Annotated in this window: 11 protein-coding genes; 3 read left to right on the plus strand and 8 right to left on the minus strand. The window is 75.8% G+C overall.

Annotated elements, in window-relative coordinates; genetic code table 11:
* Genes ASG32_RS21930 through ASG32_RS21950 form a run of 5 tightly spaced genes read right to left on the minus strand, consistent with a single transcriptional unit; the run spans position 1 to position 12,362 of the window.
* On the minus strand, positions 1 to 1,131 hold the full coding sequence (locus ASG32_RS21930; RefSeq protein ID WP_056530666.1) for a VWA domain-containing protein: 1,131 nt from the start codon (positions 1,129 to 1,131) through the stop codon (positions 1 to 3).
* A complete protein-coding gene (locus ASG32_RS21935) occupies positions 1,128 to 5,006 on the minus strand; it encodes a DUF4132 domain-containing protein (protein ID WP_056530668.1) in 3,879 nt (1,292 codons plus the stop codon). Before ASG32_RS21935 ends, ASG32_RS21930 begins: the two co-directional genes overlap by 4 nt.
* Positions 5,007 to 5,020: 14 nt before the next feature.
* A complete protein-coding gene (locus ASG32_RS21940; RefSeq protein ID WP_056530671.1) occupies positions 5,021 to 8,896 on the minus strand; it encodes a DUF4132 domain-containing protein in 3,876 nt (1,291 codons plus the stop codon).
* 47 nt (positions 8,897 to 8,943) lie between these two features.
* Positions 8,944 to 11,256: a DUF5682 family protein gene (locus tag ASG32_RS21945; RefSeq protein WP_056530674.1), complete on the minus strand. Its 2,313-nt coding sequence runs from the start codon at positions 11,254 to 11,256 to the stop codon at positions 8,944 to 8,946.
* Entirely contained in the window at positions 11,253 to 12,362 is a 1,110-nt protein-coding gene (locus ASG32_RS21950; protein WP_056530677.1) for an AAA family ATPase, read from the minus strand. The genes ASG32_RS21945 and ASG32_RS21950 overlap by 4 nt, the downstream gene beginning before the upstream one ends.
* Positions 12,363 to 12,976: 614 nt before the next feature.
* Here ASG32_RS21950 and ASG32_RS21955 point away from each other — a divergent pair.
* From ASG32_RS21955 to ASG32_RS34565, 3 genes are all read left to right on the plus strand, one after another.
* Positions 12,977 to 13,273 (plus strand): hypothetical protein, encoded by a 297-nt coding sequence (locus ASG32_RS21955; protein ID WP_056530680.1) that lies wholly within the window; start codon positions 12,977 to 12,979, stop codon positions 13,271 to 13,273.
* Positions 13,274 to 13,413: 140 nt separating this feature from the next.
* Positions 13,414 to 13,626: a TOBE domain-containing protein gene (locus ASG32_RS21960; protein ID WP_020095100.1), complete on the plus strand. Its 213-nt coding sequence runs from the start codon at positions 13,414 to 13,416 to the stop codon at positions 13,624 to 13,626.
* 105 nt (positions 13,627 to 13,731) lie between these two features.
* A complete protein-coding gene (locus tag ASG32_RS34565; RefSeq protein ID WP_020095101.1) occupies positions 13,732 to 13,875 on the plus strand; it encodes a hypothetical protein in 144 nt (47 codons plus the stop codon).
* 45 nt (positions 13,876 to 13,920) lie between these two features.
* Here the strand turns inward: ASG32_RS34565 and ASG32_RS21965 are convergent, their stop codons facing one another.
* The 3 genes from ASG32_RS21965 to ASG32_RS21975 all read right to left on the minus strand — a co-directional run bounded on the left by ASG32_RS21965 (position 13,921) and on the right by ASG32_RS21975 (position 19,051).
* Positions 13,921 to 17,160 carry a CusA/CzcA family heavy metal efflux RND transporter gene (locus ASG32_RS21965; RefSeq protein ID WP_056530683.1) on the minus strand — a complete coding sequence of 1,080 codons (3,240 nt, stop codon included), beginning with the start codon at positions 17,158 to 17,160 and terminating at the stop codon, positions 13,921 to 13,923.
* 11 nt (positions 17,161 to 17,171) lie between these two features.
* Entirely contained in the window at positions 17,172 to 18,545 is a 1,374-nt protein-coding gene (locus ASG32_RS21970; RefSeq protein WP_056530686.1) for an efflux RND transporter periplasmic adaptor subunit, read from the minus strand.
* Positions 18,546 to 18,679: 134 nt separating this feature from the next.
* Positions 18,680 to 19,051, minus strand: coding sequence for a hypothetical protein (locus ASG32_RS21975; RefSeq protein WP_020095104.1), 372 nt, complete (start codon positions 19,049 to 19,051; stop codon positions 18,680 to 18,682).
* Between the last annotated feature and the right edge of the window lie 38 nt (positions 19,052 to 19,089).

The following is a 19,089-nucleotide window of genomic DNA, read 5'->3' on the forward strand; positions in this document are numbered from 1 at the left end:
TCAGGCCCGGATCGCGGCGGCGAGCCAGCCGGCGAGTTCGCCGGGCGTCATCGCGCCGATCTCGGCGCCGGCCGCTACGAGCCGCTGGGCCATCGCCCGGTCGTAGGCGGGCCGCGCCTCCGAATCGAGGGCCGCAAGGCCCAGCACGCGGGTCCGCTGGCCGGAGAGCGCCCGCACCTGCTCGACCAGGGCGGCCTCGCTCGCGCCCTCGTAGAAGTCGGAGACCAGGACCACGATCGCCCGCTCCGGCGCGGTGATCAGGCCGGCCGCGTAGCGCACGGCGCCCCCGATATCGGTGCCGCCGCCGAGCTGGACCTTCATGAGCAGCTCGCAGGCGTCGTCGCAGTCGCGGGTCAGGTCCACCACCGCCGTGTCGAAGGCGACGAGATGGGTGCGGATGCCGGGGAGCTTCCACAGGCAGGCGGCCATCACCGAGGCGTGGATCACCGAATCGAGCATCGACCCGCTCTGGTCGACGAGCAGGATCACCTGCCAGGGCCGCATCTGGCGCCGGTTCCGGGCGAAGAAGTGCAGCCGCTCGACGGTGATCCGCCGGCTCTCGGGATCGTAGTGGCGCAGGTTGTCGCGGATCGTCCGGTTCAGGTCGAGGTCGCGGGCGCCGGGCAGGCGTGTGTGGCGCCGCCGGTCGAGCACCCCCGAGAACGCCACCGCGAGGTCCCGCGCCAGCCGCTCCATCAGCTGCCGCACCACCTCCTGCACGAGCTTGCGGGCCATCACCAGCACGTCGGGCGCCATCAGGTGCTTGGTGCGCAGGACCGCCTTCAGCAGCGTCTCGTTCGGCTCGACCCGGGACAGCACCTCGGGGTTCGTGACCACGTCGTCGATGGCGTAGAGCTCGATCGCGTCGCGCTCCAGCCGCTCGATCGTCTCGCGGGGGAAGAGCGTGTGGACCGCGTTGATCCAGCCCGGCACCGTCAGGGTCGAGCCCTCGCGGCCGCCCTGGCGGCGCTCCCCCCGCGACGCGCCCTCGGCGTCGCGGCCGTAGAGCCAGTCGAGCGCCTGATCCATGGCGGCCGCATCGCCCGAGAGGGCGCAGCCGGCCCCCGCGCAGGCGGAATCCGCTGCCTCGCCCAGGATGAGCCGCCAGCGCGTGACCGGGTCGAGGCTCACCGCAGCCGCGTCCCGGCGAGGAGGCTCGGTCCGCGCAGGAGCTCGCTCGCCGTCACCGGCGCGAGCTCGCCGAAGGCGCGCTGGCCCGGATCCGACCGGCTGCTCCAGGGCGAGCCGAGGGTCAGGTCGCCGAGGGTCTGCTCCCGGTCCTCAAACTCCACCGCGCCGGTGAACAGGCCCTCCGAGAAAGTCAGCGACGCTTGGCCGGCCGCGCCGCCCGGGAAGGTCACGGCGCGCTCGATCCACCACACCACCCCGGCATCCTGGGGCGCCCCGAGGGGCCAGCCCCGGGCGGCCATGCCGCGCAGGCGGTTGGCCTCCACGACGGTCCCGGCGAAGCGGCTCGTGGTCGATGCGGCAGCCTCGGCCTCCGTGAAGGCGTAGGTCTCGCGGGCGAGCTGCGGGAAGGGCTGGACGATCTCGTAGTCGCCGAACAGCGCCCCCCAGGCCGCCAGCGCCCCGGCGTCGAGCTGCAGGGGATGGACGAGGCCGATCAGGCCCGGGGCCGCCCCGGTCAGGTCGAGGTCGAGCGGCGCGTCGTCGGCATCCGTGAAGGTCAGGTCCTCAGCCACCCGGAAGGTCAGGCCCGGACCGGTCCGCGGGTCGGCATCCGCGAAGGTGGCCCAGACGAGGCGCTGGGCGAGGTGGCGCACGAGCGGGTGCGCGGCGAAGCAGGGGCCGAACACCGTCGGCTGGACCCGGCGGGCGCCGGCGAGCATCGCCTCCAGGCGGGCCACCTGCAGGCTCGCCACGGCCCGCGCGTCCTTTTTCAGGGCGCCCCAGCGGGCCGCCGCCGCCGCGGCCTTGCCGGCCTCGTCGGCCTTGGCGGGCTTGGGCAGGTCCTTGAGCCTCTGGCCGGCGGCGTCCCGGACCCAGGGCTTGAGGGTCTCGTCGAACCCGACCCGGAACCCGCGGGGGCCGAAATCGAGGTCGAGGCCGCCGCGCTCGTCGAGGTCGAGGTCGGGGGCGAGCCGGTCTGCCAGTTCCTCGGGGGTGAGGCCGCGGGCCTCGGCGAGCTGGGCGATCTTCTGGCGGGCCTTCTCCTGGAGCCCCTTGAACTTCAGCTTCTCGGCGATGCCGTTGAGGTTCATCAGCGCGACGTCGGTGCCGATGTCGACCAGCACGTCGAGTCCGGTGACCGCGCGGGCGTGGGCGGCCTCGCCGGGCCAGCGGCGGATCAGGCGGGTCAGGTCGCGGGCCGTGGCGTCGGTGCCGAACCAGCCCAGCGCGCGCAGGGCCCAGCCGTCCTTGGAGGGCGTCCCGGCGGCGATCCAGGCGGAGAACAGGTCCCACGCGAAGGCCGCGAGGCTCGCCTCGGTGCAGGCCTCGCGGACCATCGGCACGCCGGCATAGACGGCGTCCGGGTCGGTGAAGGACAGCATCTCGCACAGGGTCAGGATCGCCGCGTCCGGCAGGGCGGTCCCGTCCCGCAGACGCGGCCGGGTCAGCATGGACGGCACGACCCAGGCGGGCGGCTTGCCGACCTTGGCGGGGACGCGGGCGAAGGGATCGCGGTCGAGCACCTGCGCGACCGCCTCGGTCACGTCCGGTGCCTGGTCCGCGTAGCGCGCGACCACGGAAGCGATGATGGCGCGGCCGTCCGCCCGGTCCTGCGCCAGCACGCGCAGGGCGTGCTCGCCGGCGTCGCGCAGCGCCCCGGGCCGGCCCACGGCGTCGGGCAAGAGGCGGGTGAGGGCGGTCTCGGGATGGCGGCGCAGCCAGGCCAGGGCCGGCTCGCGGGCCTTCTTGAGCTTCGTGAGGGCGCGGGCGGCGGGCCCGGCGAGGCGGGCATCGTCCACCGCCAGGACCGCCGGCAGGAGCCCGACCGGATCGGCCTCGACCAGCCCGACGAGGCCCGGCATCGCCCGCTCGCCGAACCGCGACAGCATCGCCCACACGATCTCCGGCCACTGCGAGACGTGGAAGCATCCCGCAACGACGCGCGACTGGGCCCAGAGGGCGAGCGCCAGGGGCTCGGGCTGCCGCTCCAGGCTGCCGACCAGCTGGCGATAGGGCGAGTTCGCCCAGTAATGGCAGGCCTCGTCGATCTGGGCGACGCGGCCGGCGACCCAGGCGATCAGGGCCGGCGGATCGTCGCGCGGCGGCTCGGAGAGCGGGGGCGGGATCCGGCTCCAGCCCTGCGTCGGATGGGAAAGCTCGGCGGCCGCCACGAAGGCCCGCAGCGCCTCCGGGCCGTCGAGGGTGACGGCGTTCCGCGCGCGCCAGTAGCTCGGCGCGACCTCGGGCACCGCGTGGGCGAACGGCGTCGGCAGCGGCGCGAGGGCGAGGACGAGGTCGTCCCGGGTCCGGGCCTTGGCCCGCCAGGGCGGGTCGCGCAGCACCCGCGGCCAGGCGGCGGGCTCCGCGAGGGGCACCGCGCGGGCTTCCGCCAGGGCGTCGAGGATGCCGGCCCCGCGCCCGCCCGACGCCGCGAGCCAGCCGCGGACCGTGTCGAGCCCGTGGGCGTCGAGCGCCCGGTTCACCCGGGCGCGCAGGGCGGGCTCGGACCGGCCGCCCGCGAGGGCCGCGAGACAGCGGGGCAGGATCGCGGCGGGATCGGCCTCCAGCGCCGCGTCGAGGGCGGCCGCGACGGGCTTCTCGTGGAGGTGGGGCAGCAGGGCCGGGAGCGCCCCGGCCTCGCCCGTCGACAGGACCGCCAGGGCGACCGTGCGACGCTGCTCGTCGAGGGCGTAGTGCAGCAGCCAGTCGAGGGCCGGCAGGGCCGGCTGCCCGGCGGCGCGGGCCACCGCCAGCAGGGTCGCGGCCGCCTCGGCCGCGTCGAGGGCGCAGTAGACGAAGTAGAGGTGGTAGCTGCGCTTGGCGCGCCAGCGCGCGACCGCTTCCGGCGGCGCGTCGGCCAGCAGCGGCAGGTAGGCCGTATCGGCCGTGACGTCGATCCCCGCCGACGCGGCGGCCTCGACCACCGCGACGGGCTGGAGCGGGTGCGGGGCGGCCCGGTCGTCGGCCAGGATGAACGCGAAGGCGCAGGCCGCCGGCCAGTCGTGGTCCTCGGCGATCCGGGCGTTCAGGAGCGCGACCGCGGCGTCGTAATCGGCCTCCGGGGCGTGCACGAGGGCGGCCCGCAGGGCGAGGTGGAGCGGCTCGGCCCAGGACAGGCGCTGGTAGGCGCGCGGCGTCTTCGGGGTCGGGCGGCGGCGATCGGCCAGCCGGGCGACGGTCTCCGTCCCGCCCTCGGCCACGGCGTAGCGCAGGACCGCCTCCAGTGCCCCTCGAAGGACGGCGTCGCCGGTGGCGGCCCGGGACGGATTCCCCTGTCGGCGCGCCTCCGCGGCGTCGACGATCGCGTCCAGCCAGGCGGCGAGGCCGTCCCGGTCCGGCGGCGCTCCGGCGAGGCGCGCGGCCTCGGCATCGCCGAGCGCGGCCGCCAGCGGCGCCGCGATCGCCCGCCAGGCCTCCGCCGCGTCCGGGCGCGGACCGGGGCGCAGGCGGGTCGGCAGCGGCACCGCCGCGAAGACCGCGGCCGGGGCGGGGGGCGGGACGTGCTCCGGCGGGGCCTCGGCCGGCGGCGGGGCGGCCGCCGGCTCCGCGGCGGGCTCGACAACCGTCTCGCCGACCGGCCCGGACGCCTGCGCAGGGGCCGGCTTCGAGGTGGCGGCGGCGGTCGGTGCCGGGGTGGGGGCCGCGGCCGGCGCCGGGGCGAGAGCCGCGCCGTCGGCGCGGACGTAGCCCTTGGCGGTCTTCTCGCGGACGAGCTTGTCCTTCTCCTTCACGGCCGCGGCCGCATCGGCGCAGGTCTTGTCCTTGCTCTGGCCCTGGGTGCCGAGGCGCCCGAAGCGGACGGTGAGCGTCGGGCCGGAGACGCCGACCTCCCAGAACTTGGCCGCGCTGCCCTCGACCAGCTCGTAGCGTTCCATGGCCTGTCTCCCTCTCACGCGTCGCCGGCGGCGGCGAGCAGGCTCGGCGTCCGCAGGACCTCGCTCGCGGTCACCGGGTCGAGGTCGCCGAACCGGTGGGTCGCCGCGGCGCGCCAGCCGGTCTCCGACAGGGTCAGGGTCCGCAGCGTCTGGATCCCGTCGCCCTCCGGGCCGGGCCGGTGCCAGAACCCGTCCTCGAATCGGAGGACCGCGACGAGGCGGGTGCCGTCGGGCAGCGCGACCGGACGCTGCACCGCATGGACGTGCTCGCTCCCCGTGTCGGTCGACCAGCCCTGGGGCCGCAGCCCCCGCAGGCGGCGGCCGCCCACCCGGACCCCGTCGAAGCGGTGGGTCTCGGCGGCGCCCCGCTCGGCCTCGGTGAACGCGAAGGTCTCGCGGGCGATCTGCGGGAACGGCTGGGCGATCTCGTAATCGGCGAACAGGCCGCTCCAGGCGGTCCGTTCCTCCGGGTCGAGGTGGAGGGGGTGGACGAGGCCGACCACGCCCTCGGCCGCCGCGACGTCGAGGGCGAGGGCGTGGTCCGCGGCGTCGGTCGGCGAGAGATCCTCCGCGAGGCGGAAGATGTGCCCCGGCGGCGTCGCGGGCGCGGCGTCCGGGTAGAGGCCCCAGACGAGCCGCCCGGCGAGGTGGCGGATCAGCGGGTGGGCGGCGAAGAACGGCCAGAACACCCCCGGGGCGACGCGGCGCTGAGACGCCAGCATGGCCTCGAGCCGGGTGATCTGCAGGCCGGCCGCGGCCTCCGCGTCCTTGCGCAGGGCCGCCCAGTGCCGGGACGCCGCCTTGGCGGATTCGGGATCGTCCGCCTTGGTCGGGCGGGGCAGGGCGGCGAGCCGCCGGCCCTCGGCGTCGCGCAGGACGGGCTTCAGGGTCTCGTCGAAGCCGACCCGGAACCGGCGCTCCCCGAAGGACAGGTCCAGCCCGCCGCGCGCGTCGAGGCCGAGATCGGGGGAGAGCCGGTCGGCGAGGTCGACCTCGTCGAGGCCGCGAACCTCGGCGGCGTCGACGATGGCGGCGCGGGCGGCCTCGCGCAGTTGCAGCAGCGGGCTCTTCTCGGCGATGGCGCTGAGGTTCATCAGCGCCACGTCGGTGCCGATCCCGGCGAGCACGGCGATGCCGGCCTTGCCGCGCGGCTTGAGGCCGGCCTGCCCCCAGGCGCGGATCTGCCGGGTGAGGTCGCGGGCGGCGTGGTCGCCCCCGATCAGGGCGAGCGCCTGCATCGCCCACTCTCCCGTCGCCTTGGCGCCGGCGGCGATCCAGGACTGGAACAGCGCGACCGCGAAGGCGTCGAGGCTCTCCGGCGTGCAGGCGGCGCGGACCTGCGCGACGCCCGCGTAGGGCGCGAGCGGGTCGGAGAAGGCGAGCATCTCGCACAGGGCGGTGACGGCGGCGTCGGGCAGGGCGCCGCCGCTCCGCAGGACCGGGCGGGGCAGGGCGGCGGGGACCACCCAGTCGGGGAGCTTCGGTGGCTTGGACGGCACCTGCTCCAGCGGGTCGCTGTCGACGCCGGCGGCCACCGCCCCGCGCACGCCGGGATCCCGCTCCGCGTAGGCCGCGACGGCGGCGTCGAGGGCGGCGCGCCCCGCGGGCTCGGCGGCGAGGAAGCGCAGGGCCGCGTCGGCCGCGTCGCGGTCCGGGCCGGCGGCCCCGAGGGTCTCGGGCAGGAGCCGCAGCGCGGCGGTGCGGGGATGGGCGCGCAGCCAAGCGGCCGCGGCCGGCCGGAGCTTGCGGGTGCGGTGGAAGGCCCGAGCGGCGACCGGGGCGAGGTCGGCGGCGTCCACCGGCTCGACCTCCGGCAGGAGCAGCGCCGGGTCCGCCGCGACGAGGCGGACGAGGCCGGGCACGGCCCGCGCGCCGAAGCGCGACAGCATCACCGCGATGGTGCGCCGCCACGCGACGTAGTGGGCGCGCTGCGGCCCGGTCTTCTCCCACAGCATCAGCGCCAGGGGCTCGGGCTGCCACCCGACCATCCGGAACCAGGGCCCGTAGTTGAAGTAGAAGAAGCCGGTGAACGCGTCGCGGTCCAGGTCGAGCCGGCGGTCGAGCCAGGCCAGGGCGGTGACCGGATCCGCGTCGGCGGCGGGCACGGGCTCGGCCGGCGGCGGGATCGGCATGTCGTAGAGGGCCTCCGCCTCGGTGGCGCGGATCCGCGCCGCGAGGTCCGTCATGGACTCCACCAGCGTCCCGGCCTCGAAGTAGAAGGTGCTGCGGTCGAGGGCCTCGTCGGGGTCGAAGCCGTGCGCGAAGGGCGTCGGGATCGGCGCCACCGCCCGTTCCGACCGGGCGCGCGCGGCCCCGCGCCGCCGCCAGGGCGGGTCCCGCAGCACCGGCGGCAGGGCCTCCGGCGCCGCCTGAGGCGCGCTGCCGGCGGCGAGCAGCCGGTCCAGGCGCCCCGCGGCCCGGCCTCCCTCGGCCGCCGCCCAGGCGCGGGCGGTCTCGTGCCCGTGGCGCGCGGCGAGCGTCACGGCCCGGGGGCCGTAGGCGGGCTCCCCCTTGCCCTGGAGCGCGCCGAGATAGGCCCGCAGCATCCAGTCGGGGAAGGCCGCGTCGGCGGCGTCGAGGGCGTCGCGGACCAGCTTGGTGCCCACGAAGGGCAGGAGCGCGTCGAGGGCGTCGGCGGCGCGGGTCTCCAGCAGGGCCCGGGCGACGATCGTGCGCTCGGGGCCGACCGCCCCCTCCAGGAGCCAGACGAGGCCGGGGGTGGCCGGCTCGCCGACCGCGTCGGCGACGGCGATCACCGTCGCGGCGGCCTCCTCGGCCCCGACATCGCAGGTCGCCAGCGTCGCCCGGTGATACGGCGCGGCGTACCAGGGCGCGGCCTGCGCGGGCGGCAGGTCGACGATCAGCGGCAGGGCGACGTGGGAATTGCCGTAGGCCTTGGGATCGGGCGGGTCGCAGCGCGCCAGCACCGCGCGGGCGGAGAGGGCGTGGTCGGCGCCGGGCCGGTCGTCCGCGAAGATCACCGCGAGCCAGCGGGCGAGGGTGGGCTCCGGGTCCGAAGCGGCGAGCCGGAGGGCCGCGTCCAGGGCCTCCGCGTACGCCGCCTCGGGGGCGGCGACCAGGGCCGCCCGGAGACCCAAGGTGGTGGGGATGTCCCAGGCCGAGACCGGGAGCGAGCCGTAGCGGCCGGAGGGACGGGGCCGCAGCCGGTCGAGCAGGGCCACGAGCGTCCCCCCGGTGCCGGAGCGGGCCACGAGCCAGCGGGCGAGATGCGTGAACGCCGCCCGGGCCGCCGGCCCCTGCGGTCCGGGCTTGGCGCCCCAGGGGCGCTGGCTCAGCGCCGGGCAGGCCGCCTCGAGTTGCTCCAGCCAGGCGCGGACCTCGTCCGGGTCGAGGGCCGGCGGCGACCCGTCGAGCCGGGCGGCGAGGGCCTCGGCCGGCGCGCGCGCCTCGTCCGGGGCGGCCGCCAGCAGCGGGCGGATCCGCGCCGCGAAGGCGGCCCAGTCGGCGGCGGCGTCGAGGGGCGCGCCGGGCCGGCCGCGGGTGGGCAGGGGCGTACCGGTGAAGATCGGGACGCGGCGCGCCTCCGCGCCGGCGGCGGGGGCGGGCGACGTCCCGGCGGCCCCGGTCTCGGCGGACCGGGCCTCGGCCGCCGGGGATGCGGCGGCGTTGCCCGTCGCCGCGGCGCCCGCTCCGGAGGCCGGATCCGGTCCGGCCGGCGCGGCCTCACCCGCCGGGCGATAGCCCTTGCCGGTCTTCTCCCGCACCAGCCGGTCGAGTTCGACCCGGGCCGCCTGCGCGCTCGGGAAGCTCTTCGTCTTGGACTGCCCCTGCGTGCCGATCCGGCCGAATCTCACGATGAGAACGCTGTCCTCGGCTCCGGCCTCCCAGAACTTCGCCGATGTTCCCGCCGTCAGCTCGTAACGCTGCATGCAGTCCTCTCCCCGTGGCGCGGCGGTAAAATTTTCCTTGTCGCGGCTCAGGTCAACCCGTGGCGGGCGAGCCGCGCGGCGACCCGCGCCTCGCGGGCCAGGGCCTCGGCCTGATCGGCCGGGCGGGCGCGCTGGCGCATCCAGGCCAGGGCCTCGACCTCGGCCCGGGCCTCGCCGAGGCCGCTCCGGCGCAGGATCGCGACGGCGATGCGCTCGCGCTCCCGGGGCGGGAACCACGCGAAGGCCATCCGCAGGGACGGCAGCGCGCGCAGGAAGTCGTCGTCGCCCCAGGCGGCCACCAGACCCTCGACGGAGGCGAGGGTCGCGTCGGCGGCGATCTCCTCGCGGGCGAGGGCGAACAGGCCGGCGAGGAAGTCGCCGAGCGTCGCGGGCAGGCCGAAGCGGCGCAGCCAGGCCAGGGCGGCCTCCGGGTCCGATCCGGCATCGCCGCAGGCGACCCGGAAGCCGAGCGCCGCCCCCGCGAGGGCCGGCGGCGTCTCCGGATCGGCGAGGCGGCGGCCGAGCATGGCGGAGAACGGCGCGCGCAGATCATCGAGGCCCGGGATCTCCGCGCCGACCTCGCGGAACAGGTCGCGGCAGGCGAGGACCAGCGGGATGGCGCCGAGCCCCGCGCGCGGGTCCCGGACGGCCTCGACGACGAAGAGCGCCCGGGCCGCCAGGACGGCGCAGAGGCGGGCGAGGGCCGGCCGCGCCGGCGCGAAGGCGTCGCCGAACCGGTACAGCCGCACGATCCCGGCCCCGGCGGCGCCCAGGGCGGCGGCGTCGTGCGCCGCCGCGATGCCCGCGCTCAGGCGGGCGAGCAGTTCGCCCTCCAGGGTGAGGCCGGCGAACAGCGCGTCGGACAGGGCCCCGGCGAGGATTCCGAGGGAATCGGGCGCCGCCTCGACCCGGGCGGTGATCCGGGCGGAGGCGGCCATCTCCAGGGTCCCGCCCCAGAGCGAGGCCTCGATCAGGGCGCCGAGCCAGTGCGGGTGGCGCGCGAGCGTGAAGCGCTCCCGCGGCAGGCCGGGCCCGGCGCGGTCCGGGCCCTCGCGGGCGATCCCCGGCAATCCGAGCAGGACCAGCCGGTGGAGCAGGTGCGCCCGCGCCCGGTCACCGGGCTCGGCCCAGTCGAGGTCGACGCTGCGGCGGGCCGGCCCCGGCTCCAGGTCGGCGGCGCGCAGGCGCTCGGCGACGTCGGCCACGAGGGGCGGCTGCCGGGTGCCGGGGGCGAGGCGTCCCTCGCGCGGGCCGGTGAGCGCCCGCAGCATCGCGGCGAGCGCCGGGTGGCCGGGCGCGGCGCGGCCGGCCGCCCAGGCGGGCGGGCGGTCGAGGGCATCCTTCACCAGGGCCGCGAGGGCCGCGTCGATCAGGTCGGCGCGCAGGATCGCGGGATGGGCGCGCAGCCGGGCGAGGGCCTCGGCGTGGACCCGCCAGGCGACGCGGTCGGCGGTGGAGACGACCTGCCCGGCCTCGCGCAGGGCCGCGGTGATCGCCGTCATCGCCCAGTCGGCCGCGGGGGCGAGGCCCGACGCGGCGACGCGCTCATAGTAGCCCGGGGCCGGCATGCCGGCCGCGTAGCCCGAGAACCGGTCGAGCCGGGGATAGGCGTAGGGCACCACGTAGCTGCCGGTGCGCAGGTCCGGCTCCGGCGGCGCCGGCTCGGGCCGGGTCCCGTCGGCCCGCGCGGCGTGGCGCCGGACGGCGTCCGCGTGCCAGCCGCCGCAGACGAGGACGACCGGCCGGTCGCCGGCCGCCCGCAGGGCGTGGGCCGCGTAGGCGCCCATGAAGCGCTCGCGGGCCTCCTCGGCGGGATCGTCCGTGCCGGGCGGGCGCAGCAGGGCGAAGTAGCGGTCGAGCCGGGCCGGCAGCTCCGCCTCGGGCGCCGCCTCGGCGAGGACGTCCCAGAGGGCGTCCTGGTCGGCGACGCCGAGGGCGGCGGCCAGCGCCCGCTCGGCCGCCTCGGCGCGCGCCCCGTGCGGGTCGGCGTAGCGGTTGGCGCGGCGCCCGAAGGCCGGGTCCCAGGCCGGCAGGTCGCAGAACAGCGTCTCGGCACCCACCGCCCGGCCCGCCTCCAGGGCCTGCCATTCCGGCGAGAAGGCGCAGAACGGCGTGTAGGAGGCGGCGCTGCCCGCCGCGTCGGCCCGGAACGAGAAGATCGCCACCGGCAGGTCGTGGCCGAGGGCGAGGTCGGGCAGGTGCGGGTTGAAGTCGACCGGCCCCTCGATCAGCACGCAGGCCGGCCGCAGCGCCGCGATCGTGCGCCGGACGAGCCCGGCGCAGGCCGGGGAATGGTGGCGCACGCCGATGACGGTCAGGCGGCCGGGATCCGGCGCGGGACCACTCGTTGCGGGGTTCATTGCGGGGTGAGGAGGTGCCGCGCCGCGTAGAACTCCCGCCACGCCGCGCCGGAGCGGCGGCTGACGCGCTGGTCGAGGTAGCGGCGCAGGCGGGCGAGGTCCTCGGCGTCGTCCTTGGCGGCGGTGCCGGCGAGGCAGGCGACGATGTCCTCCGGCCGGCCGGCATCGCCGCGCAGGAAATGGCCCTTCACGCCGATGGCGTGGGCGACGCTGACCGCCTCCGCGGTGCTCATCACGGACGAGAGCCGCTCCATGCCGGTGCCCTCGGTGTCCACGGCCTCGCGCAGCTCCCGGAAGCAGGTCACGAGGAGTTCGAGCACCTCCGGATCCGGGGCGCGGGGCACGCCGGAGCGGGCCAGCAGGGCGGTCGCCTCGCGCTGCACCAGGGCGAGCTCGGCGTCGAGATCGGCGATCGGGAAGACGGTCTCGAAGCCGAACCGGCGCTTGAGGGCCGCCGACATCTCGTTGACGCCCCGGTCGCGGGTATTGGCCGTGGCGATCAGGTTGAACCCCTCCCGGGCGTAGACCATCCCGTCCGCGCCGGTGAGTTCGGGCACCGCGAGCACCCGGTCGGACAGGACCGAGAGCAGGCTGTCCTGCACCTCCAGCGGGCAGCGGGTCAGCTCCTCGAAGCGGACGATCCGCCCCTCGCTGAGGCCGGTATGGAGGGCGCCCGGCACCAGGGCGCGCGGGCTCGGCCCCTCGGCGACGAGCAGCGCGTAGTTCCAGCCGTAGCGGATCTGGTCCTCGGTCAGCGACGCGCCGCCCTGGATCGTCAGGGTCGAGCGCCCGCTGATCGCGGCGGCGAGGAGTTCCGAGAGCAGGCTCTTGGCGGTCCCGGGCTCGCCGATCAGCAGCAGGGCGCGGGAGGTCGCCAGGGTGACCATGGCCCGCTCCACGAGCGCCGGGGCGCAGACCACCTTGGCGGGGGTCGCGCCGTCGCCGCAGATGAAGCGCCGGACGGCCTGGAGCGAGAGCTGCCAGCCGGGCGGCCGCGGCGCCGGATCCTCGGCGCGCAGGCGCGCGAGTTCCGCGGCGTGGACGTCCTCGGACGGGGGTCTCTGACGCGCCTCGCGATCGCCGCCCGCCCGCACCGCCTTCGCCATGCACCCGTCCCCTGCCGTCGCGCCGACCCTGTCGGCGACTCCTGCGATCGGCAGAGCATGCCCCGGCACGCGCGGGTTTCTCAAGCGTCTCCGCGCATCTCCAAGCATCGGCCACCCGGCCGTGGATCCGGCACCGCCCGGGGCGTGGCGGATCGGGCGTAGTCCCGAAGAAAGCCTACATCGACACCAAGCACAGCATCAGGATCGCGATCTCGAAGACGATCCAGCTGCCGAAGACGACGACCAGCTCCCAGTCGGTTCTCTCTCTGGTCTTGGCCAAAGCGTACATGTTTGACCTCCTCGCGGAGCCCGATAGGCCGCAAGCGAATTCAGTCACCACGATGGAATGCAACGCGTCCGAATATTCAAACAGATTCTGCCGCGGATTGCAATTGTGCCCGGCGGCTCAACTCCGTACATAAATCAATACATTGCCTCGCGGAACGGGCTCGCGCCCCGTCTTCGATGCAGAAATATCGCATCGCAGCAAGTATTGTCCCGCAACCCCGGCGCCCGCGCCGGTCCGGTCGCGGCGGCGTGAACGGGATCCGTCCGGCCGCGTTGCCCCGGTACGTCCGGAGAGGCGGCCTGGGGAAGCGCTTGAGGATTCGCACATGAAGACGCTGATCAGCCTGACCGTCGCCGGCCTCCTGGCGACAGGCGCGGCCGCCACGGCCGCGGAGAGTACCGGGACCCGCATGCAGGGTTCGCCCAACGCGGCCGGCTACACGGGCCAGGGCGCGGCGGGCCAGGGCGCGACGGGCAAAGGCGAGACGACGGGCACGACGACCGGATCTCCGGGCTCGGAGATGCCGAAGCAGGACGGCCGGATGAAGGGGCCGCCGAACGCGGCCGGATTCCAGCCGGGCGGCAGCGATGGCGGCTCGGCCGGAGCCTCCGGCCGTCGCTGATCCGGCCCTGCCCCGGGCCGCTCCGCGGCGGTTTCCCGGAGGTTTCCCGATCGCGGTCCCGGCGTCGTGATTGATGCCGGGGCCGCGGCCGCGATAGGCCTCGATGGCGGCCGAACCGGCTGCGCAACCCGGAAGCTCCCATGAAACACGGCGCGCGCAACGACATCCCCGCCACGGTGACGGCGATCAAGCGCGGGGACGTGATGGCCCAGGTCGAGGTGGAGCTGGTCGGCACCGCCTACCGCATGGCCTCGGTCATGACGGTCGACTCGCTGGAGGAGCTGGGCCTCAAGGAAGGCGACACCGTCCACGTGCTCGCCAAGGCGGTGAACGTGCTGCTGGTGAAGCCGTAGCGGCCTGCGCGGCCGGCATACCGCCGTCATCCCGTTGTCATCCCGTCGTCATCCGGCCGGCCTAGGGCGGCGCCTCCCGCCCACCCGACCGGCTGCGCTCACCCGATGGATTGGTTCGACCTGCCCGAAGACCCCCAGCCGCCGTCGGCCGCCGACGAGAGCCGGATGCGGCTCTACATCGCCGTGGGGCTGATCGGCATCGGCGCCCTCGGCATGGTCGGCGGGATGCTGCACATCCTCCCCGCCTGACGACCGTCCCGCCCGGCGACGGGCGCGGCCGCGGCGCGGGCGCCGTCAGGCGGCGCGATCCGCCACCGGCTCCGCCGTGGGCGCGGCGCGGTCGGCCGAACAGGGGCGCGCGAACCGCGCGTAGAGCGCCGGCAGCACCACCAGGGTCAGCAGGGTCGCGCTGATCAGGCCGCCGATCACCACGGTCGCCAGCGGCCGCTGCACCTCGGCCCCGGTGCCGGTGGCGAGCGCCATCGGCACGAAACCCAGGGAGGCGACCAGCGCGGTCATCGCCACCGGCCGCAGCCGGGTGAGGGCGCCCTCGCGGATCGCCGCCCGCAGCGGCCGGCCCGCGGCGACGAGCTGCTTGATGAAGGTCAGCATCACGAGGCCGTTGAGCACCGCCACCCCCGAGAGCGCGATGAACCCGACCGCGGCCGGCACCGACAGCGGCATCCCCCGCAGCCACAGGGCCGCGATGCCGCCGGTGAGCGCCAGCGGCACCGCGCTGAACACCAGGAGCGCGTCCCGCGCGCTGCCGAGCGCCGAGGTGAGCAGCAGGAAGATCAGGAAGAAGCACACCGGCACCACCACGGTGAGCCGCGCCTGAGCCGAGGCGAGGTTCTCGAACTGGCCGCCCCAGGTGACGTACGAGCCCGCCGGCAGGGTCACCTGCGCGGCGACCTTCGCCTGCGCCTCCGCCACCAGCGAGCCGATGTCGCGCCCGCGGACATTGGCGGTGACCACGACCCGGCGCCGGCCGTTCTCGCGGCTGATCTGGTTCGGCCCCTCGCTCACCGAGAACTGCGCCACCTGCCGCAGGAGCACGGAGGCGGCCCGGCCGTTCGCGCCCGGGGGCAGGGGGACCGGCAGGTTCTCCAGGGCCTCCCGGTCCTCGCGGACCTGATCGGTCAGGCGCACGACGATCGGCACGCGCCGGTCGCCCTCGAACACGACCCCGGCGTCCCGGCCGCCCATGGCGGCGCCGATCACGTCCTGGATCGCCCCGGTGCTGAGGCCGAGCCGGGCCGCCTCGGTCCGGTCGATCCTGATCTCGAAGACCGGCAGGCCGGTGATCTGCTCGACCTTCACGTCGTCGGCGCCCGGGATCCCGCGCAGGATCGCGGCGATCCGGTTGGCGGTCTCCAGCATCGGCTCGAAGGCGTCGCCGAACACCTTCACGGCGAGGTCGCCCCGTGTCCCGGCGAGCAGCTCGTTGAAGCGCAGCTGGATCGGCTGGGAGAACTCGTAGACGTTGCCGGCGAGCTCGCCCAAGGACGCCTCGATCCGCTCCTGCAGCGCGGCCTTCGACAGGCCCGGGTCGGGCCAGTCCGGCTGCGGCTTGAGCATCACGAAGGTGTCGGAGGAATTCGGCGGCATCGGGTCGGTGGCGACCTCGGCGGTACCGGTCTTCGAGAACACGTAGGCGACCTGCGGGAACTTGGCGATCGCCCGCTCCACCTTGAGCTGCATCGCCTGCGACTGGGTGAGAGAGGTGGACGGGATCCGTGTGGCGTTGAGGGCGATGCTCTTCTCGTCGAGCTGCGGGATGAACTCGGTCCCGAGCCGGGTGGCGAGCAGCCCTGCGCCCGCGAGGAGGAGCAGCGCCGTCCCGACGAACGGGGCGGGCGCCCGGATCGCCGCCGCGAGGACGGGCCGGTAGAGCGCCTTCAGGCCCCGGACGAGAGGGTTCTCGGCCTCGGTGACCCGGCCGGTCAGCGCGATGGCGATCAGGGCCGGCACGAAGGTCAGCGACAGCACGAAGGCCGCCGCCAGGGCGAGGATGACGGTCAGCGCCATCGGCTGGAACATCTTGCCCTCGACCCCCGTGAAGGTCAGGAGCGGGACGTAGACCAGCATAATGATCGCCTGCCCGTAGAGGGACGGCGCGATCATCTCCTCGGCCGAGTCCCGCACCGTCTCCAGGCGCTCCTCCAGCACGAGTGGCCGCCCGAGAGCGTGCTGCCGCTCGGCGAGGTGGCGCAGCGCGTTCTCGGTGATGATCACCGCCCCGTCGACGATGAGCCCGAAATCCAGCGCCCCGAGGCTCATCAGGTTCGCCGAGATCCTCCCCTCGACCATGCCGGTCACGGTCATCAGCATGGCGGCCGGGATGACCAGCGCGGCGATCAGCGCCGCCCGGATGTTGCCGAGCAGCAGGAACAGGACGACGATCACGAGGGCCGCGCCCTCGGCGAGGTTCCTGCCCACCGTGCGGATCGTGGCCTCGACGAGCTGCGTCCGGTCGAGGACGGTCTGGACGACGATGCCGGGGGGCAGGGCCCGCCGGATCTGGTCCATGCGGGCATCGACGGCGGCCGCCACCGTGCGGCTGTTCTCGCCGATCCGCATCAGGGCGGTGCCGATGACGGTCTCCTGCCCGTTCTCGCTCGCCGAGCCGGTGCGCAGGTCGCGCCCGATCCGCACCGTGGCGACGTCGCGGATCCGCACCGGCACGCCGCCGCGGCTCGCCACGACGACGTCGGCGATCGCCTCCGGACTCTCCAGGCGGCCGGCGGCGCGCACCACGTAGCTCTCGCCGTTATCCTCCAGGTAGCGGGCGCCCTGGTTCGCGTTGTTGGCCTGGAGCGCCCGGGCGACGTCCGCGAAGGACAGGTCGAGGGCGGTGAGCTTCGTGGGGTCCGGCTGGACGTGGTACTGCTTCTCGAAGCCGCCGATCCCGTCGACGCCGGCGACGCCCGGGACGGACTTGATCTGCGGCCGCACGATCCAGTCCTGCACCGTGCGCAGGTAGGCGACCTGCTCCAGTTCCGTCCTGAGCGCCTGGCCCTCCGGGGTCCGGTAGCTCCCGTCCGGCTGCCAGCCCGGCCGGCCCGCCGGCACGGCCGCGCGCTCAGGCAGCGGCGCGTACTGGACCGACCACATGTAGATCTCGCCGAGCCCCGTGGAGATCGGGCCCATCCGCGGCTCGACCCCGGAGGGCAGGTCCTCCCGCACCTGGGCGATGCGCTCGGCGACCTGCTGGCGGGCGAAGTAGATGTCGAGGGACTCGGCGAAGACCGCGGTGATCTGCGAGAAGCCGTTGCGCGAGAGCGAGCGGGTGTACTCGAGGCCCTTGATGCCGGCGAGCGCCGTCTCGACCGGGTAGGTGACCTGCCGCTCGACGTCGGCCGGCGACAGGGACGGGGCCAGGGTGTTGATCTGGACCTGGTTGTTGGTGATGTCGGGCACGGCGTCGATGGGCAGCCGCGTGAGCGCGGCGGCGCCGAAGGCCGAGGCCAGCAGCACGAGGAGCAGCACCAGCCAGCGCTGGCGGACCGAGACGGCGAGGATGCGGCTGATCATCGTCCGTCTCCTCAGTGGGCGTGGCCGGCGTCGGCCTTGCCGAGCTCGGCCTTCAGCAGGAACGCGTTGCCGACCGCGATCTCGGCACCGGGCTCGAGCCCGGCGGTGACCTCGTAGGCCTCGTCGTCGGAGCGGCCGAGGGTGACCGGCCGCTTCTCGAACCCCTCGGCCGTGCGCGCGAAGACGACGCTCCGGCCCTCGACGGTCTGGACCGCCGCCTTGGGGATCCGGACCGGGACCGCGTCCTGCGCGATCTCGACCTCGGCGGTCACGAAGGTGCCGGGCCGCCACGCGAGGTCGGGGTTCGGCAGGGCGACCACCACCCGGGCCGAGCGCGTGTCGGGGTTGAGGAAGGGGCTGACGAAGATCACGCGGCCCTCCGCCCGGCGCTCCGTCTCGCCCGTCCGGCCGGGCGTGACCGTCACGCGGGCGCCTTCCCGCACCTGGGCGAGGTCGACGGTCGGCACCGACAGCTCGATCCAGACCGTGGAGAGGTCCGCCACCGTGTAGAGGTCGGCCGGATCGCCCTCCTTGCCGACCGCCGTGCCGACATCGACCTTGCGCTCGACGATGCGTCCGGCGAGGGGCGACCGCAGGGGGTAGCGGCGCAGCGTCGACTGGTTCGGCGTCGCCTCGTCGCGCTTCTGGGCGGCCGCCACCTCGGCGGCGTCGAGGCCGAGCGCCGACAGCTTCTGGCGGGCGAGGTCGACCCGGAGCCGGTTCTCCAGATAGGCGGCCCGGGCGGTCTCGAACGCGGCCTCGGAGGCGCTGCGCGAGGCGAGCAGCTTCTGCTGGCGCTCGAAGTTGATCGTCTGCAGCTCGGCCTGGACCTGGGCGGTGAGGTACTCGCTCTTGGCGTCGGCGACCTCGCGGCTGTCGAGGATGGCGACGACCTCGTTCGCCTGCACGGCGTCGCCGAGGCGCTTGCGCATCTCGGCCACGGTCCCGACCACCCGGGCCGGGACCCGGGCGATCCGGTCGGTGTCGGGCGTGATCGTGCCGGGGACGAGGAGGTGGCGCGCCAGCGTGCCGCCCTCCACACTGCGCGTGACGATGTCCTGACCGGCGACCTGATCGGGCCGCATCCGGATCGTGCCCGCCTCGTGAGGCTCGTCGGCGCCGTGCGCGTGGCCGTGCGCGTGGTCGTGGTCGTGGCCGGCGTGATCGTCGCCCGCGTGCGGGTCGGGCGCGGCTTTGGGCCGGTCCGGTACGGCCGCCGCGTAGCGCTGATCGTGGTCGTCGGCCGGGGCTCGGGCGAGCCCGACGGACGCGAGGGTCTGCCGGAGACGGTCGGGCAGGGTCGGGGCGCCGGGGGCGGCGGCGCCGAGGGCGAAGCCGGCGGCCAGGAGTGCCGCGGCGGCGGCCACGGACAGGATGATGCGCATGGGGAAGCTGCTCGGCCGGGAGGGCGGGGTGCCGCGCGCGGCGGTCCCGGAGGGTCCCGTTCAGGTGTCGCGTGGGGGTGAACCCGGAGCCGGTTCGGCATCCGGGCGGAGCGCCGCCCGCGGGCGGCGTCAGCTCACGCGCGCGGAGGCCGCGGCAGGCGGTCGGGACTGACGGAGGGGCGGCCCTGGGCGAGGGCGCCCGGCAGCACCCGGCCCGGAGCGGCCGGGGGCGCGATCTCGGTCGCCTCCAGGCGGGCCGCCTGATGGCAGCCGCAATGGAGGTGCTCCGAGAGGCCGGGATCGACGGTCGCGGGCGCCGCCGGCGCGTCGAGGGCCGGGCCCTGGCCCCGGTCGTGGTGGCCGCCCGCGTGGAAGGCGAGATCCGCCGCGAGGCCGACGCCCGGAGCGGCGACGGTCAGCGCCAGGACGAGCGCGAGCGCGCGGGCGGCGAGCGCCCACCAGCCCCGCGCCCCGGCCGGGCGCCTATGCCGAACCCCGAAGGTCATCGCGGCCCTTATGAGCCATCCGAGGCCGGGGGCACAAG

Source organism: Methylobacterium sp. Leaf361 (genome assembly GCF_001424445.1).
GTDB lineage: Bacteria > Pseudomonadota > Alphaproteobacteria > Rhizobiales > Beijerinckiaceae > Methylobacterium.

Coding starts and splice junctions, on each gene's coding strand:
- ASG32_RS21960 (WP_020095100.1), top strand. CDS start 13,414: ATGAAACACGGCGCGCGCAACGACATCCCCGCCACGGTGACGGCGATC.
- ASG32_RS21945 (WP_056530674.1), bottom strand. CDS start 11,256: ATGAACCCCGCAACGAGTGGTCCCGCGCCGGATCCCGGCCGCCTGACC.
- ASG32_RS21975 (WP_020095104.1), bottom strand. CDS start 19,051: ATGACCTTCGGGGTTCGGCATAGGCGCCCGGCCGGGGCGCGGGGCTGG.
- ASG32_RS21935 (WP_056530668.1), bottom strand. CDS start 5,006: ATGGAACGCTACGAGCTGGTCGAGGGCAGCGCGGCCAAGTTCTGGGAG.
- ASG32_RS21940 (WP_056530671.1), bottom strand. CDS start 8,896: ATGCAGCGTTACGAGCTGACGGCGGGAACATCGGCGAAGTTCTGGGAG.
- ASG32_RS21950 (WP_056530677.1), bottom strand. CDS start 12,362: ATGGCGAAGGCGGTGCGGGCGGGCGGCGATCGCGAGGCGCGTCAGAGA.
- ASG32_RS21970 (WP_056530686.1), bottom strand. CDS start 18,545: ATGCGCATCATCCTGTCCGTGGCCGCCGCCGCGGCACTCCTGGCCGCC.
- ASG32_RS21955 (WP_056530680.1), top strand. CDS start 12,977: ATGAAGACGCTGATCAGCCTGACCGTCGCCGGCCTCCTGGCGACAGGC.
- ASG32_RS34565 (WP_020095101.1), top strand. CDS start 13,732: ATGGATTGGTTCGACCTGCCCGAAGACCCCCAGCCGCCGTCGGCCGCC.
- ASG32_RS21965 (WP_056530683.1), bottom strand. CDS start 17,160: ATGATCAGCCGCATCCTCGCCGTCTCGGTCCGCCAGCGCTGGCTGGTG.